The following is a 14,992-nucleotide window of genomic DNA, read 5'->3' on the forward strand; positions in this document are numbered from 1 at the left end:
TTAAACCTCCTTAACAGTAATTGTCTGCAGCATCAAATGGTCTGCCAAGATCGGTACGTTCACCGCGTTTGAGGTAAGCACCACGTCTGCTGCATCCCTCACCTCAATTGAGGTGATAAGCGAGACGGCAGACGCGGGAACAAGATAGTTTAGTGCAAGCGTGCTGCCCGTCACCTGCTTCACCTCAAAATCCGTAATGGCATATGTCCCATTGATTACCACCTTAGCCGCCCGGCCATCGATATAAGTTGCGACGTCATGCAATAGTGTTGGCTCGATCATTTGATGACCACCTCTGTTCCTAGCGTAGCGAAAGTTTTGGCTCCCAGCTGCCAAGTACCATTCAATTTGTAATTCCAAGTCACTTCTTGTCGCTTGATGCTTTCAACAAGCTCGATTGGGTTTTCAAGGGATGTGTTTTGCTGGTAGACAACGTTTGCCGGCTTGATTGTCTCCACCGTGCGCAGTACCTCTTTAAATACAGCAGCTTCGTCGATATTGGCCGTAACGACCAGCACGAAGGCAGCCGCATCTAGCGTCACCACCGTCATACCGACGCCAACGAGCATATCAAGCTGCTGCTGCAGGTAACGGACCGTGAACGGCGGCTTGGTCTGATATCGGTTAAGGATGCGGCGCCGGCGGAACTCTAGCGACTCTGTCGCCGAATCTGCTTGAATACCAAGCATCTGCTCGCGCCGCTTAATCGCCTGCAGACCCGCCTCATCGACAAACTGATCATTAAAGAGCTGCTCAGCGGATGCCTGCAGCAGATCCAGCTCGGCCGACTCCGTTGCATCCAGCTCCACAAAATCAACTATCTCCCGGTAATAGTCCGGAAGCTGAACGAGTATCCGGTCAGGCATGCAGCGTCACCGTCCCCAACGTAGGCACCGCATCAGCTCCAAGTGTGAAGTTGCTGGCACCGCCGTTAATCAATGTGCCGGCAACATCTTCAACGCCTGGTACGGTCAGAATACGTGCTTCAATTTGCGCTGTCCTGACCGTGAGCTGCTGCTGATTGGTCCAGTCCTTGCGGAGCTCAAGCAGATAAGCCGAAATGGCCGCTTGAACATCTGACTGTACTTGTCCCACCGTCATGCCAACCGCCAGTGTGAGGGTTGTTTCAATATTGACGGATACCCCAGCCACTCCAACGATAGTTACAACGTGGCCGATTGGGGCCATACCGATGCCTTGCCCACTATTTACAGTCGGATCAATCAGAGTTTGAACCTCGGTGACCAGTACAGGCGATGGCGGGCTCCAGTCCGATGCGATGATGCTACATTTAACCGTCCCGCCTCCGGCCCATACCGGATATACTTTTGTAGCTCCGACACCTGAAATGGCATTGATTTTTTGTTTGTAATCAGCAATGTTTCCGCCGAACGCTGGCTCGTTGACGGAAGAATAAAAACGTTCGCGCAGTGCGGCATCCGTTTCCGCTTCCTCTCCTGGTGCAATTACGTCGGACAGAACAGCCCGAGCCAATCCGTTGACATAATCGATCGGCAACATATCGCCAAACTGTTCATTGCCTGCACTGCCCGCTGTCTCGCAAACGACTTTGAATGTGCCGATGCTGATCCGCTCCGATACAACAAACGTCAATTCACCAAGGCCATAACGGCTGCCCAGAGGAACGTCAATAAGCTCGTTAGTCTGGTTGTAAAATAGTCCTTTACGTTCAGCGGTCGTCGCCTCTGTACGAACGACGCCGAACTCTGCTGTTTTGCGGGAAAGGTATTCTCCGCTGGCTGTGTCCGCAAAAGTGAGCTGATAATTAATGTCCATCTCGATATACATTTGTGCCAGCTCCGCAGCTGCAGGCGCGCATGCATCGTATATGATGCTTCCCTCTCGCTTATCCACTTCATCGGAAACGCGAGAAAGCATGCGCTGCAGGATAAAATCAAAGGTCATATGCTCATACACCGCGATTCAACTCCTCTCTAAAGCTCCCGAAATCCGTAACGACTGTGAATGAGACAGTCATTTCGTCGCCCTGGACAACGGCCTGCACGTCATCCACGCTCGTTATGCGATCATCCTGCAGCAGCGCTTCGCTGATCATACGGGCCGCCTCAGACTGAACGTAAATCGGGCTTCGACCTGATAGGGTGCCAAGCTCATGGCCGTAATTGAACGTGTACACGGCATGCCAAAAGCGGTCCGTTTGCAAGGCTTTCAGCACCGCCTGCCGCACTGCTGCAAGGCCGTCCACTTTGCCCGTAATTCGCCCCGTTGTAAAATCAACGCCCCACGTTAACGAAGGCTGCTGCACTTCCCGCACCGTGACGTTTGTAAGGCTACCCCCTTGTGGGATCATGTGACCGCCACCTTATCCATAATCAAATATTGCTGCCCACCCTGTACGCGCAGCAAGACAAAAACAGCCCCTTCCGTTATTTTGGAAGCGGCTGTTTCGGTAATGACAAAAAATTCTTCCGTAAGAACAAATCGCTGATCCACGCGAACACTAAGCGGCGAAACTGTGATGACCTCGCCGAACATTATGTTTACCGGGTTTCCCGCGGCAACAGCGTCTGTCGCAGCCTGCTTGATCAATTGGAGTAAATTTCCCATGGTCATACGACCATCAACTCCAACGTCATTGTATGGTCGCCATTAAACCGATGCGTGCAGGTATTAACCAAGAAGGGCTGGTTGATTTTATATTCCTCAATGACGATCGGCAAATAGCTGCCGGCTCGTACACCAAGCTGCCCTAATGAGTTGACCGTGAGCGACTTGGTTTCTCTATTCTTCAACGCGGCCAGCGCATCAAGGAGTTGCTTGATTTGAGCATCATTCATTTTTTCATTGACCTTTTCGTGATATTGGAGCAGCCCCCACTTCGCGATATTCGCGCTGTCCTGTGCCACATACACATCACGCTTACCAGTCTCTTTGTTGTCGCGGACAAGTTTGATTTTGTTATACGTATCCTGATCGATAGACTGCTTGAAGCTGTAGTCATACATCAGGCTACCGTCACCGATCATAAAGCCCACCATCATGTTATCAACTAGGCGTAGCGATAGTGCCCCGAAATCATCGAAAAATACATAATTGCCTCCATCATTAATAATCGTCAGCGTCAGCGCCTTGTCGATGATATCAAGCAGTTTTTCTCCGTCCGCTACCATGGAAGGAATTTTGTATGCCGGCGCATCGATGGCGCCGACCTTTAACCCGGCATCCTTCGCGATCCGCTGAATAACATCAGCTGCTGTCGCACCAGTGAACACATAAGTATCGGAACTCATCAGGTAACGGATCTGATCGTATGCAGTTATGCGCACTTTTTCATCCCGGCCGCCATCGACGGAAAATACATACCCGTAAAAAACATTCTGTTTGTCATAACGGAATCGGACAATATCTCCGCATGAAACAGAAAAAGAGGCACTCTCATAGAGTCCCCCTTTGATTAATGTGAACTGCAAGCTACCAGCCTTGCCAATCCGAGTAGTCTGCCAAGTAATATCCGTGGCAATGTTCCCAATATCCCAAAGCTGGCCGTCCTTATTATCTAGTATCAGCTCAATCATGGGAGCTTCAGCACCTTTCCAACCTGCAGCTTTTTGAGGTCAGCGTCGGAGATATTATTAAGCTTCTGTATCTCCTTCCAACGGTCACCATTGCCAAGCTGCTTCTTGGCGATGATCCATAAGGTGTCCCCTTTTACTACGGTATACGTCTTAGGCTGCACTTTTTCGTTTGCCCGCTCCGGCTCTTTCTTGGTGACAGTGGTCTCCCCGTTGTCTCCAGCCTGGTTAACCTCGACAGGAGTCGCCGCATAAAAAAAATAACGCTTGAGCGTTAGAGTGTACTCGATATCACCGCCGCTACCGCCTGACTCTTGCCACGTGAATGACTCGATGCTACAGGCTGTATTGATCTCGTAGCGGTCCGTAACCAATACAAAACGGATCGGGCGCTTGGAACGCCTCCATTTTTCCAAATAGTACACGTATGGATTAAACTTAAGGCCGCGGCGTGTCATCGGTGCCAAAACCGGAGCTGCTGAAAACGGGTAATTACGAGCCGGGAACAACCCGTCAAAGCTATACGAAGTAAGTTTAGGGCTCTTTATTACGGATATTTCCCCCACTTTTTCGATGTCATAGGTGGCGGTATTGCTCCCCTCACCCACCTCTATACTGCTTGGGTTAACCGGCAATTGAAGCTCATCCGCTTTGTTGTCCCAGCTTAGCCAAATGCCGTATGCCATTATGCATACACCCCTTTAGCCGACGCCGCAACCTCTTTTTCAAGACCACCCGTGAGTTTAGTAATAAAGCCGCTCATATCCACATCTTGGCTGAAATGATTATCTCCGCTTACTTGCACGATAGGAGTAAGAGTCACGAAATTCTGAATGTTCTTCATCTCGGCCAACTCCCGCATTGTCTTAAGATCCTCGCTTGTGATATCGACGGAATCCTCGATCTTGCCAACCTTGCCGACTTTATCAATATTGTTGGAGCCATTGCCGTTTTCGAGCTGTCCCTTAATCTTGTCGTAAATGGCTTTGGCATCCCCAACAAGATTATCTGCGTCTCCGAATGCGGCCATTACAGCATTGTAGCCCTCCATAAACGCATCGTAGTATTCAGATCCGTTTTTGTACTGCTCCAACGGTGTCTGCTGCAATGCCGGGTTATCAGCCACTATTTTGGCTGCTTCATTTTCATAACTACTTTTGAGTTTTTTCAAGAAGTCTGACACTCCTGAAGGAGAATCCGTATCTACTGTGATAGTTTGAAAGCCTTTCAGACTCTCAAGACCAGGAATCTCACCCAGCTTCCCCGCCAATACTCCAACAGCCCCTAAAATCTTATTGATTGCTCCCCCGACGCTCTTTACAAAAGAGTCAGCGAATTTCTCGGCGCCTTCCGCCCATGTGATCATGAAGCCTAAAAAATTGCTACCTAGATTAAAAAACAGCAATTTAACAGCGGCAACAGGGTCAATCATGAAATTGTGTATGAAATCACCTAGTATGGTCCATCCGTTCTTGATGTACGTGAATACATTTTGTAAATACACTCCGAGAAAATTAAAATAGCCGGCAATCCCCGCGATAATTTCGGGTGTCGAGATCCCGAGGTAATTCAGAACCTCCAGGACTCCAACTAGCGCTAAAATAATCAACAAGATCGGCCATGCTGCAATCGCCCAATCGATCAAGAAAATAACTGCGACGGCAGCTGCAACAACCCCGATAGCCAGAAGGACATTTTGCAGGGTTTTTGCATGATCGATAATGAAAGGTATGACAATTCTCGCAGCAGCAGCGAAACCTGCGAGACCTAATTTAATTGTGTCGAAGAACGGCTGAAACTTCCCCTCTTTAAATGCCTGCTCAAGCATATCGAATAGAGGTTCTAGCGCTTTAAGCGCATCCTTACCAGTCTGCTTCAGCTGGTTTTTAAATCTGGATAAAATGCCTTGCCATTTAGCCGCGGGGGAATCTAGCATTTTCATGAAAGCTTCTTTGGACATATTCTGCTGATTAAGCAATGTATCCATGCCCTTAATAAAACCATCCATATCACCCGCTTTACCTGCAGCTAAGGCATCACTATCTTTAAGGGTGGCCTTGTTAAAACCAAATCTCTCAACAATCGATACATAGTCACCCGATAATAACTCTTTCATCGAGAATGCGGCACCTTCGAGCCCCTCTGCAGGGTTGAGCTTCTGTAACCTCATCGCCATTTCATTTAATTGCATAAGCTTTTCGGGGTCCTTTGTATTGCTCAAGAAGGACATTGAACCTGACAAAGCCTGGTCAACATCTTGCCTCAAGTCCAGAGCTTGTTGGACGATGGCATTATAGGTTGCTTCGCCTAAAGCCCCATCCCCTTGTCGGGCACTAAAGGTATCGATGATTTGTTGCTGCTCCATAGCGCCACCAATGGTTGCTCCTATTAATGCTTTGCCACCTTGGTACCCTAAGTATCCGCCAGCAAGCGCGCCCAGTTGCCCGGCCATTCCACCAAACCCGCCTCTTCCTCCACTACCGCCGCCCCCGCCACCTCCACCGCCTCCAGGAGGTGGGATATTACGAACGGCGGCCGTCAATTCCCTGACTAAGTGAATAAGCTCCTGGAGCAAAGTGGTAAGGTTTGAGCTCAAGTTCACAGTTGCTACAATCGTCCCAATACGGGATAGAATTTGCATCCTCAGCGCTGTTGCTTGTAATAATGCTCGGGTAGTATCAAGCTTAATTTGGACAGTTATAGGCGCATGCGAAGATAACCCGCTTAACTGTGAATTTAATTGATTACGCAATTGGGCCAGATTAATCTGCATATGGGGCTCCAAGCGAACATTGGCATTAATATTGCCTATGCCACTGATCTGCATCCGCAATTGATTGCGCACTGCGGTAGCATCCACATGAATCTGAGGAGTAATATTTATTGGCGTAAGCGCTCCATCAATACGCCCCCTCAGCGCTGCCGCCTCTTGAACTGCTGCCGCCCCATCCAAAGTGACTTGAACAGCAGAAGCAGTTAAACCATTACGTATTTGACTCTGAATATCCGCTATCTTTTGTGTAACATCCGCAGCGTTAATAGCAACCTCAATAACCGCAGCAGAACCCGAAGCGGATATCGTCTGCCTAAGCTGCTGCATTTGTGCAGCTATTTCAGTTGAATTAACTGTGGCATTAATAACCACCGAAGGACTATGAGAACGAATCTGTTGCTCGATTTGCGTCATTTGCTGAGAAATCCCTTGGCTAGATAACGTCACAGCAATTTCTACATCAGATGCAGCTGAGGACACGGCATTTGCAATCTGCTGCACCTGCGCAACTGCCTGTGAAGCATTTACCTTGACCTTAAACTCTGCCGGCGCTTCGACAAGGCGCCTTAACCTCTCCATTGCAACGATAGCAGTATTAACTTGATTAATTGTTTTTCGCAATGGCGAGGAAAACTGATCCATCATCTTTAGATAGGTTGATATTGTAGGCACTCTTAACCTCCTTCCTGCTGAATAAAAAAACAGCCCCAACGCGGGGCTGTTTAATCATGGCTTTTTAAAGGCTATTTCAAATGGATATGTCTTGTCGCCGAAATAGATAAGCTTTTCTCTTTTGCTGTACTCCGCTTGTTCTTTGTCGTCCATTCCCGGACTCTGACCAACAGTGAGTTTAGCTGTGTTGTCGTAAATCACAACATTTCCGAGTAGGCCGCTATTTTCTGAAAAAGCCTCCTTGGAATACAACTCCTTCACTATTTCGTCAGCTGATTCAATTGTCACTTTACCCTTTAATTGCTGGACAGAGTAGTGTCTGCTACTAGGTGTATATTTGATAATCTTAAACGCATATTTACTCTTATAATTATCATCTACCACCATGTCTTTTGGAAGACCCGACTCTTCATATATTTGCTGAGCTGTCTTCGGTGTTTGAGCAGCAGCCGTATCCTTCTTGAATTGGCCAGGTTCAAAAACTGAAAACACTATAATAGCAAACAAAGCAACAAATGCAACCATCACAATAGCGAATATTTTCGCTCCCTTACCTCTTGTTACTTTCTTCACACTCATAATATACCGCCTTCACATTTTAGGAATATAGTACCAAAAATAGAATAGGGCGGTCTAGCTTAATTTGTAAAATCCTATCATTTTTTGCTTTTGAGCTTCGCCCGCTGCTTACTCTCAGCTTCCACCCTAACCTTGATAAAAGCTATTAATGATGCTTTCTTGCGCGAAGGAAGCTCAATAAAATCCCATGGCATTATATTCATCTCATGGAGGGCGTAGTAAGCAAGGTTCGCTTCCGGATCGCCCTCTTCAATTAGTTTTTTACTTCTTCGACCAATTCGTTAAGATCGCGGTCAAAGCCGTTGAGCTCTTGGACTTTTCCTACAAGGCTGGCGAATTCGCCAGGAAGGAGCATTTTTTTAATAAGGACGTCCGCCCCTCTGACATTGTATGATTCCTGCAATTCTGCGTTTTGCAAATCAGGATAGAGGACACTCGCAACGACAAGCTTCGCAATATATGCTTCGCTGTCTGTTTCATTGGTTTTCACTCCGTTTTTCCCCTTGACTTGTTTGGTAGCCGACTTCCGCAACCTCTCATTTTCTTCCTCGGTCATTGTCTTAAGTTGCCAAGGGATAGGGTTGCCGTCCTTGTCCTTCATACGATCAGACACAACAAAGTCAACAGTAATATCCGAAACAACGTTTTGTTTAAAAAATGCGCTCAAGCTCATAATATATTCCTCCGTTTATAAGGCGCCAACTAGACGCCTGTGATTGTATTGAATTGGTCAAGCATATCGACATCGGAAAAAGTGAAGGGAATTTCCTCATCAAGCATATCGTCACTGGTTGCGTCAAATTTAGCAATGACGATACTGTCCATATTGCAATCCTTAAGCAAGATGCTTTGTTTACCCGCGTCAGAACTTGGGTCCTCGTTTTCAACGACTAAATCAAACCAGTTATCTTTACCTGTTTTGACATAATCAATCATCATTTGACGAAATAGGCTTGTGACGTAGTAAATGGTCATGCTTCCGCTTCCGGTCCATCCTGCAGCACGCTTACCCGTATTTGTCTTTCCTAGTATTGGGACGTCGATCTTGTTTTTTTCGATGTTTGCCTCAAGCGATTTTGCATAAAACAATTCTTCTACGCGACCATCAATTTTAGCGTAGGCTACCGCCTGTTTGCCACTAATTGCATCCATTTCTCGAAATAATTTTCTCAAGTTACTTCACCTCGACATTCATGTAAATTTTCTCAATGCTGTCTACCGGCTGGATGTACAAATCAATGAGGACAGCGTCAGCTTCACTCCCAGCTGCCACAATTAAATCGGTCTGGCTATCAAAGTTTTGAATAGCATTGATACCAGTTAGAGTATCCAGGTAACTGATGTACTCGCCCTTGAGGAGATTGCGGCCAGATGCATTATTATCGATTTTCCCGATATAGAAATTATCGAAAGTACGTTTCATGTCATTCGCGATAGAATCCAGCACCCGGACAACTCTGTTCTTGCGGAACGCCTTGCCTTTATCCGGCGTCAGCGATTTGAAAGTGTTAATATCCTGCTCGATGACGGCTTGACCGTTCGCAGCAGATATGACCAGCTCACCGTTATTAAGTGCTGCAATCGTCTCTGTATTGGTGAGCCGTGGAAATGCATCCACCGCGTTAGGGATGGCTCTATAGGTCAACGACTCATTAACCTCCGCGGCTGCGGCCATAGCAGCAACCTCCCACAGAAGCATTTCGGGAGAGACCTGCAGACCATCCGACGTAATGATGCCATTTTTCAAGCTCGTCACGCCTTCATTGTCAGCGGCTGGATAAGAGACAAGCACGGCAGCAACCTTTTTGCCTTCATCCTCCCTTTGGCGGCGGATATAAGCCACGGCAAGCTGCTTGCTGGTGGAGTCTGTCAGCGGCACTCCGAGCACGTTATAATCCTTGCCCTCGAAAGCAGTAAGCGCCGCTGAAAAGTCGGCTCCGCTCGCGGTACCGTCCGTTCCCCCGATCAGCGAAGCGCCGGCAGAAGCGGTAAGCGCCCCGGTACCCGACCAATCGATAAATTTATTCGCGGCCATATCAGCAATTGTAGTAACGGTTTGAGTGTCTAATACCTCGCCATCCAGCAGCGTTTTAACATCGAAGGCGGATACATTGTCAATATTGGCCTGAACAACCACCTGCAGGTCATTGCCGCGTGTACCGCCCCATTTTGCCGTTGCCATAAGCGCACCGACCGTCACCTTAGCTTTGACCGCCCCTGTACCTCCAAGCCTGTACAGCAGCACCTTGGACGCATGAGACATTGCTGCTGTAATGTGCCTAATGCGCGCATCCTCTGCGCGGAAGCCGATAAGCTCAAGCGCCTTGTCGGCATACTCCGCCGCTTCCAGTACGATTACGTTCTCAGGATCTCCCCACGGGAGCGGTGCCGGGAAAGCAGCAACTCCCCGCTCGCCTAACGTACCGAGTGCCTGAGCCTGTGATTTAAAATTGATATATACGCCTGGGCGCACCTTGTTTTGCGTGGTCCATGTACCTCCAGCCAATTACCTCACGTCCTTTCTTAAATAAGACTCAATGGCCGCTACCGCTTCCTCATTCGTATAGGAGCGATTCGCTTCCAGCACGGCGGCCAGAATGTCTCGTTCCTGCGGGCTGAATCGCTTAGAGGTCAAATACTGCTCCTTGGAATACGCAGGAACAGGTGGCGCTTCAGCAACCTCATGCGCTTCATTTTTTGTCTTGCTGCTCATCGCAGTTCCTCCCTCAAATTCATTTTTTCCATCGGTGGTGTTACTGTTGGCTTTTTCCAAACCATCAAGCGGAAGCTCACCGAAAAGAGCAGCACACCGTCCACTACTTGAATATCCATGTCTTGCCCAAATGCTGGGCGCCCACCGACCGTTATCCATTCAAGTGCTGCCGCTAATTGCTCCGCCATGTCATAAGCTTCATGATTGGCTCGCTCCGGACCGAAATAATGCACTACAAATGGATGCTCGCGGCGGTACCGCCTGCCAAGTTCCCGCGTGTGGTCCACGTCAAGCAGGCGCACAAAAAAGTGAGGTGGATTAAGCTCTTGCTTGATCTCCTCGCCTGATATAGGGATGTCCGGGAACGCAGCATCAAGCGCCTGCATGAGTCCATGCCGAACATCATTTATGGTTACTTGCATGATCAATCCCCCAGGTATCGAGCCAAGAAGCGCTCAAGCTTACGTTCCAAGATGGGCGGCAACTCACGCTTCAATTCAAGGTGGGAATTGGTCATGAAAAACTGCCCCTCTACCCATCCCTTATGATTCGCCGTCCTATGCCCGTATTCGACGTAAGCGGAATAATAGGTGGGGTTGAATACCTCGACCTCGTACACACCGCCAGCTCCAGCACTGTTTTGCTGCAGCGTCCATGCCCGGCGTAAAGCGCCGCCCGTTTTGGATCCGTGGCTGCTTTTGAAGCTGACTCGGATCGTTCGAGCGCGGGCCGTGAAACTCACCCGCTTTCCATCCTTTGTGGTGAAGCTAACCTGCCGCTCCGGAATATTGGCCGTAAAGTTTACCCAGCCGCCGCTGTCGTAGCTGCCGACGGGCGTTCGCCTGACCACCTTTGCTAAAAAACGGTTTCCCGCTTCATTAGCGAGCTCCATCATAAATGCGGGCATGGCTTGTTCCATAGCGACCAGGTTATCTCTGAATTTTTCAAACTCCGAAAAATCAAAGGTGCCCATCCCCGCCATCACGCCCACTCCGTTGCTTCAAGCATGATTTCCTGATGCGACGAGTAAGGCGGAAATGGTTTGCCGGCGCTGTATGTCTCCACCTGCCCTGTCGATTTCCGCGTGATGGCGATAACGTCGCCCTGCAGTACTTCCAACTCCGGCGCAAGAAAGAGCTTCGCATCATATTTGATGTTATTCTCGGCTACTGTCTGCCCGTTTCGCGGAAGCCCGGTCTGCGAAAGCTTACAGCGCTGTTCCTCATATATAGGCTGCAGCGTCTGCTTTGTCTCCTTGGTTACCGGGTCCTTTGCTTCAATGTGTCGGCTGATCGTGCAGCTGTCTTCATACATTTTTTCAATTGCCCGGCGATGCTTCCGGTAGTTTATAGCCATGCTACCACCTCATTTTGCGATACCGATTGAGGTCATGCTTGTAATTAAGCACAACCTCCTCGATGATCGCTTTACCCGTATTGATCACACCGCCCGCGGCGCTCCCAGCAGAAACAGAAGTATCCCCCACTTTGACGTTAGCCGATTCGCCGACCGTATCCTCAACCTCTTCCACGTTTGCCAAATCGACGCGGACCGCATCGATCGTCATAGAAGCCCACGTAAAGAGCAAGCCCCGCGGCAGACTCTCAATGCCGCAGTAATGCAAGATGCGATGCTCGATCTCAGCAATGTACGTATCGATGAGCGGTTGCAGCGCATCGTCCTGAAGCAGCATGCGCGCCTTGATGATAGGCCATACGTCAATGACCGTTATCATAGACTACTCCGGGAAGCGGACAACGTCCGCATCCTGCAGCCTCTGCAGGTCACTAGCATTAATCGTTGTACGCTCGCCTTTGCGGTAAACTCGTCCCGCTTCGCGGACGTTCTTTGTCCAGATAACATCTACCGTTTCGGGCAATTCATTTTCTTTTTCTTTTGCAGCAGCCATTTTCGGTTGCTCCTTTCTGATTTCAAATAAAATAGGAGGGGCCGAGGCCTCTCCTACGCTACTTTAGCAATGAAAATAGTGTCCATTGTCTCGAAAGATGGGAGCACGATTTCAGAAACGATGGTGTTTACATTGACTGGGTGCGGTTCAACGATAGTTGTAATCGCTACACCAGTATTCACGATTTGCACTTCTGCCGCAGTAGAACCAGACATTAAATCCGCTTCCTCCGGCGTTGTACCGTACCAAGTCGTACCCAAGTTGCCCTCAGGGAACAATGTGAAGTAATCGTCAGGATAGAATTGATGTGTACTGCCATCCAGCAGTGCATATTTTTTGTTATACACAACAATCGTAAGCCCGAATTTATCCAGCAAATATTGTCGCATCATTGCATCGGTAACGATAACATTTTGCCATCCTACTGGATTCATGTCTTTTAGGAATCCTTGGTTACGCATGATGTATCCCCACGTCTTACGAGTGCAAAGCCCGCGTTTAGGTCGAACGCCTGTGTCTTCTTCGATTTTATCCTGATACCCCGTAATATGGCCGGCAATATTGGCAGTAGGTGAACTCCATTGCTCCGAAACGTCCGTAATGGTCTCTTTGTGGTCAGGATTGAAGCGGTAGTCATAACGTTGATCCTGACGTGTCGCCGCGGATGTAATCCTAATTTCCCCGCTAGAAAGTAGCTGCATGATTTGGCGTTCGGGAATAACATCGGCGCCACTTACTAGCGTTGCAATGTCATTATAGATTTGGCTTACCAATGGCATGATGTAAGCATCGTTAGAATTCTCCTGAAGCTTGAGCAATTCTTGGCGATCCTTTTCACCCAACCGCATTGCTTCACGGAAGAACGGCATTTCTGTTTCAACCTTGTCAAATCCAATGCGGTCCCGCAGAGTAGCTTTTGCATCAAATGCAGATGGCTGTAGTGATACAGGCAATCCCCGCGCTCCCTTAATCCAAGCAAGGTCCAATCCTAGTTTTTTCTTAGCTGGGAACAACGTCGCCCCCAGATAAGGAACAGCATTACTCGGGTTATTTGCCATAAAGGTAGCGATAGCCCTAGCACTGAAATAATCAAAAATAGTTTTCATTTGAAATATGCCCCTCCCCGCCTATTAGGCGATGAATGTAATTTGTTTAAGTGCTGTAATTTCGTCCGCGGTTGGCTGCACGGGCAGCTTGGTTTTGTCGATGTAGCCGTGAATGATCATTGCGCCCGGAGCTGGGCCATACGTAACATCAACGTCATACTGCAGAACACCCTCAGCATTGCTCACTCCTGTTGTAGTCACAGCTTTTTTCGCAAGCTTTGTCGGATCGGCCAGCATGCCGTTACCAATGATCGTCCCAGCAGGAACAATCTTCTTACCATCCACCGCAGTTATGCCGGTGTCATCCACCGTTACCGGAATATCAACGTAATGATCCGGAGTTTTGAGAATTTCTTTTGTGTTCCCATAGGTTTGTGAAGTGAACTTCATTTCCTAATCGCCTCCATTATCCAAAATAAAGTTTTTGCCCTTCTGCAGCCGCAGCATTCGTTTTTGCAAACTCAGCTACACGTTTGCCTAATTCTGCAGCTTCGTCCTTGCCGCCACCCGATCCACCAGCTCCGCCGCCTTCATTCGGCTTAGCGCCTTTGAATTGAAAGCTTCCATTACCGCCCTTGTCTTCCGGAACAAACAAGAATCCTTTGTCCTTTTGAAGCGTTGTGATTTGGTCGTCCAGACCGCCCTTCACGTTGCCAGCTTCGTCTAGCTCGATTTTACTGCTGTCGAGCTGACCGGCTACAATATCCAGATCATGCACCTTACCAGCAAGCGCCAACTTAATAGCGGTGCTGACACGTAATTGCTTTGCGTCAGCCTCATACTGCTCTTTGTTCGTTTTGTTCTCGGCCTGCAGCGTCTCGATTTTCTTCGTAAGCTCCGCGGTGTCGCCGCTGCTCTTCTTCAAATCCTCCAGCTGCTTGTCGCGGTCAACCAAGTTTTTCTCCGCTTGCTTTTTCGCATCGTTGATTTCCTTGAAACGGTGCTCCGGTACCCACGACTTATAATTCGTTTCCACGCCGCCTACAACCGCCGTAATCTGCGCGTCCGTTAGGCCCTGCGCTTTAAGCAAATCCTTCAACCACTCCATGTATATCAATCCTTCCACTTGGTATCCCGGGTGTGTCCGGTAATCGTCCAGTTTATAGCGTCATATGACAGGACAACAAAAAAAGCCGCTATTCAGCAGCCTCCACTAACTCATATTCACTTTCCAATGCCGCTTTGGTCATCAACTGCAGTTGGCCCGTGGCATCCTTGACGATAAACTCCCCTTTGCGGGCAATGATTACGCTGTATGCGTCACGGATCACCCGGAGCTGCGCGCCGTCCGAATTGTACTCTACCTGGATTAGCAAGCCGGTGAAATCCTTAATGGCCTGCGCGTTGTCTGGCTCGTTGGTAAACTCAATGGCATCGACAAAGACGCTCTTTTTATAACGCTTCATAGGTTGCCTCGAAGATGTCTGGTTTGCATGGATAAATCTCACCTTGAACACCACGAATAATGTAATCACCGGGCTGCGCTTCCATCACGCCCTCCAGCGTTTTAATAAACATTCGACCGTTAGAAAAACTAACTTGCCCCATCCTGATTCGATTAACAATCCATTCAGGGTCTTCGGACTGATCAAGTCCGCCAGTCCATCTAAACGCATCAATAACAACAGGCTTTTTACGGTATTTCCCCATAACTCAAGCACCTCCCAGCAAAATAAAAAGACACCC

General features: G+C 48.6%; 23 protein-coding genes. All 23 read right to left on the reverse strand.

The window, feature by feature from the left end:
• The 23 genes from WH37_RS26475 to WH37_RS26585 all read right to left on the reverse strand — a co-directional run bounded on the left by WH37_RS26475 (position 1) and on the right by WH37_RS26585 (position 14,956).
• Entirely contained in the window at positions 1–282 is a 282-nt protein-coding gene (locus WH37_RS26475; RefSeq protein ID WP_046233664.1) for a hypothetical protein, read from the reverse strand.
• Entirely contained in the window at positions 279–866 is a 588-nt protein-coding gene (locus tag WH37_RS26480; RefSeq protein WP_046233665.1) for a putative phage tail protein, read from the reverse strand. The genes WH37_RS26475 and WH37_RS26480 overlap by 4 nt, the downstream gene beginning before the upstream one ends.
• Positions 859–1,938: a baseplate J/gp47 family protein gene (locus tag WH37_RS26485; protein ID WP_046233666.1), complete on the reverse strand. Its 1,080-nt coding sequence runs from the start codon at positions 1,936–1,938 to the stop codon at positions 859–861. Before WH37_RS26485 ends, WH37_RS26480 begins: the two co-directional genes overlap by 8 nt.
• The gene (locus WH37_RS26490) at positions 1,931–2,332 is read right to left on the reverse strand and encodes a DUF2634 domain-containing protein (RefSeq protein WP_046233667.1); all 402 of its coding nucleotides are present in this window, start codon (positions 2,330–2,332) and stop codon (positions 1,931–1,933) included. Before WH37_RS26490 ends, WH37_RS26485 begins: the two co-directional genes overlap by 8 nt.
• A complete protein-coding gene (locus WH37_RS26495; RefSeq protein ID WP_331458078.1) occupies positions 2,329–2,595 on the reverse strand; it encodes a DUF2577 domain-containing protein in 267 nt (88 codons plus the stop codon). Before WH37_RS26495 ends, WH37_RS26490 begins: the two co-directional genes overlap by 4 nt.
• Positions 2,592–3,557 carry an XkdQ/YqbQ family protein gene (locus WH37_RS26500; protein WP_046233668.1) on the reverse strand — a complete coding sequence of 322 codons (966 nt, stop codon included), beginning with the start codon at positions 3,555–3,557 and terminating at the stop codon, positions 2,592–2,594. The genes WH37_RS26495 and WH37_RS26500 overlap by 4 nt, the downstream gene beginning before the upstream one ends.
• Positions 3,554–4,240 carry a LysM peptidoglycan-binding domain-containing protein gene (locus WH37_RS26505; RefSeq protein WP_046233669.1) on the reverse strand — a complete coding sequence of 229 codons (687 nt, stop codon included), beginning with the start codon at positions 4,238–4,240 and terminating at the stop codon, positions 3,554–3,556. Before WH37_RS26505 ends, WH37_RS26500 begins: the two co-directional genes overlap by 4 nt.
• Positions 4,240–6,999 carry a hypothetical protein gene (locus WH37_RS35780; RefSeq protein WP_156182377.1) on the reverse strand — a complete coding sequence of 920 codons (2,760 nt, stop codon included), beginning with the start codon at positions 6,997–6,999 and terminating at the stop codon, positions 4,240–4,242. The genes WH37_RS26505 and WH37_RS35780 overlap by 1 nt, the downstream gene beginning before the upstream one ends.
• Before the next feature lie 54 nt (positions 7,000–7,053).
• Positions 7,054–7,578 carry a hypothetical protein gene (locus WH37_RS26520; protein WP_046233671.1) on the reverse strand — a complete coding sequence of 175 codons (525 nt, stop codon included), beginning with the start codon at positions 7,576–7,578 and terminating at the stop codon, positions 7,054–7,056.
• 253 nt (positions 7,579–7,831) lie between these two features.
• Positions 7,832–8,254: a phage tail assembly chaperone gene (locus tag WH37_RS26525; RefSeq protein WP_414812414.1), complete on the reverse strand. Its 423-nt coding sequence runs from the start codon at positions 8,252–8,254 to the stop codon at positions 7,832–7,834.
• A gap of 26 nt (positions 8,255–8,280) precedes the next feature.
• Positions 8,281–8,730, reverse strand: coding sequence for a phage tail tube protein (locus tag WH37_RS26530; RefSeq protein WP_046233724.1), 450 nt, complete (start codon positions 8,728–8,730; stop codon positions 8,281–8,283).
• 22 nt (positions 8,731–8,752) lie between these two features.
• Positions 8,753–10,084 carry a phage tail sheath family protein gene (locus WH37_RS26535; RefSeq protein WP_046233673.1) on the reverse strand — a complete coding sequence of 444 codons (1,332 nt, stop codon included), beginning with the start codon at positions 10,082–10,084 and terminating at the stop codon, positions 8,753–8,755.
• Positions 10,085–10,291: a hypothetical protein gene (locus WH37_RS26540; protein WP_046233674.1), complete on the reverse strand. Its 207-nt coding sequence runs from the start codon at positions 10,289–10,291 to the stop codon at positions 10,085–10,087.
• Positions 10,288–10,713: a phage tail terminator family protein gene (locus tag WH37_RS26545; RefSeq protein WP_046233675.1), complete on the reverse strand. Its 426-nt coding sequence runs from the start codon at positions 10,711–10,713 to the stop codon at positions 10,288–10,290. The genes WH37_RS26540 and WH37_RS26545 overlap by 4 nt, the downstream gene beginning before the upstream one ends.
• A gap of 2 nt (positions 10,714–10,715) precedes the next feature.
• A complete protein-coding gene (locus WH37_RS26550; RefSeq protein WP_046233676.1) occupies positions 10,716–11,273 on the reverse strand; it encodes an HK97 gp10 family phage protein in 558 nt (185 codons plus the stop codon).
• Positions 11,273–11,647 carry a hypothetical protein gene (locus WH37_RS26555; RefSeq protein ID WP_046233677.1) on the reverse strand — a complete coding sequence of 125 codons (375 nt, stop codon included), beginning with the start codon at positions 11,645–11,647 and terminating at the stop codon, positions 11,273–11,275. Before WH37_RS26555 ends, WH37_RS26550 begins: the two co-directional genes overlap by 1 nt.
• 1 nt (position 11,648) lies before the next feature.
• Positions 11,649–12,026: a hypothetical protein gene (locus WH37_RS26560; RefSeq protein WP_046233678.1), complete on the reverse strand. Its 378-nt coding sequence runs from the start codon at positions 12,024–12,026 to the stop codon at positions 11,649–11,651.
• Between the two features lie 3 nt (positions 12,027–12,029).
• On the reverse strand, positions 12,030–12,200 hold the full coding sequence (locus WH37_RS35785) for a hypothetical protein (RefSeq protein ID WP_156182379.1): 171 nt from the start codon (positions 12,198–12,200) through the stop codon (positions 12,030–12,032).
• Positions 12,201–12,253: 53 nt separating this feature from the next.
• Positions 12,254–13,306 carry a major capsid protein gene (locus WH37_RS26565; RefSeq protein WP_046233679.1) on the reverse strand — a complete coding sequence of 351 codons (1,053 nt, stop codon included), beginning with the start codon at positions 13,304–13,306 and terminating at the stop codon, positions 12,254–12,256.
• A 24-nt stretch (positions 13,307–13,330) separates the two neighbouring features.
• Positions 13,331–13,696, reverse strand: a complete 366-nt coding sequence (locus tag WH37_RS26570) for a hypothetical protein (protein WP_046233680.1) — start codon at positions 13,694–13,696, stop codon at positions 13,331–13,333.
• A 16-nt stretch (positions 13,697–13,712) separates the two neighbouring features.
• Entirely contained in the window at positions 13,713–14,354 is a 642-nt protein-coding gene (locus WH37_RS26575; RefSeq protein WP_046233681.1) for a phage scaffolding protein, read from the reverse strand.
• Positions 14,355–14,442: 88 nt separating this feature from the next.
• Positions 14,443–14,712, reverse strand: coding sequence for a hypothetical protein (locus WH37_RS26580; protein ID WP_046233682.1), 270 nt, complete (start codon positions 14,710–14,712; stop codon positions 14,443–14,445).
• Positions 14,699–14,956 (reverse strand): hypothetical protein, encoded by a 258-nt coding sequence (locus WH37_RS26585; RefSeq protein WP_046233683.1) that lies wholly within the window; start codon positions 14,954–14,956, stop codon positions 14,699–14,701. The genes WH37_RS26580 and WH37_RS26585 overlap by 14 nt, the downstream gene beginning before the upstream one ends.
• Between the last annotated feature and the right edge of the window lie 36 nt (positions 14,957–14,992).

The organism is Paenibacillus algorifonticola, assembly GCF_000971975.1.
Taxonomy (GTDB): domain Bacteria; phylum Bacillota; class Bacilli; order Paenibacillales; family Paenibacillaceae; genus Pristimantibacillus; species Pristimantibacillus algorifonticola.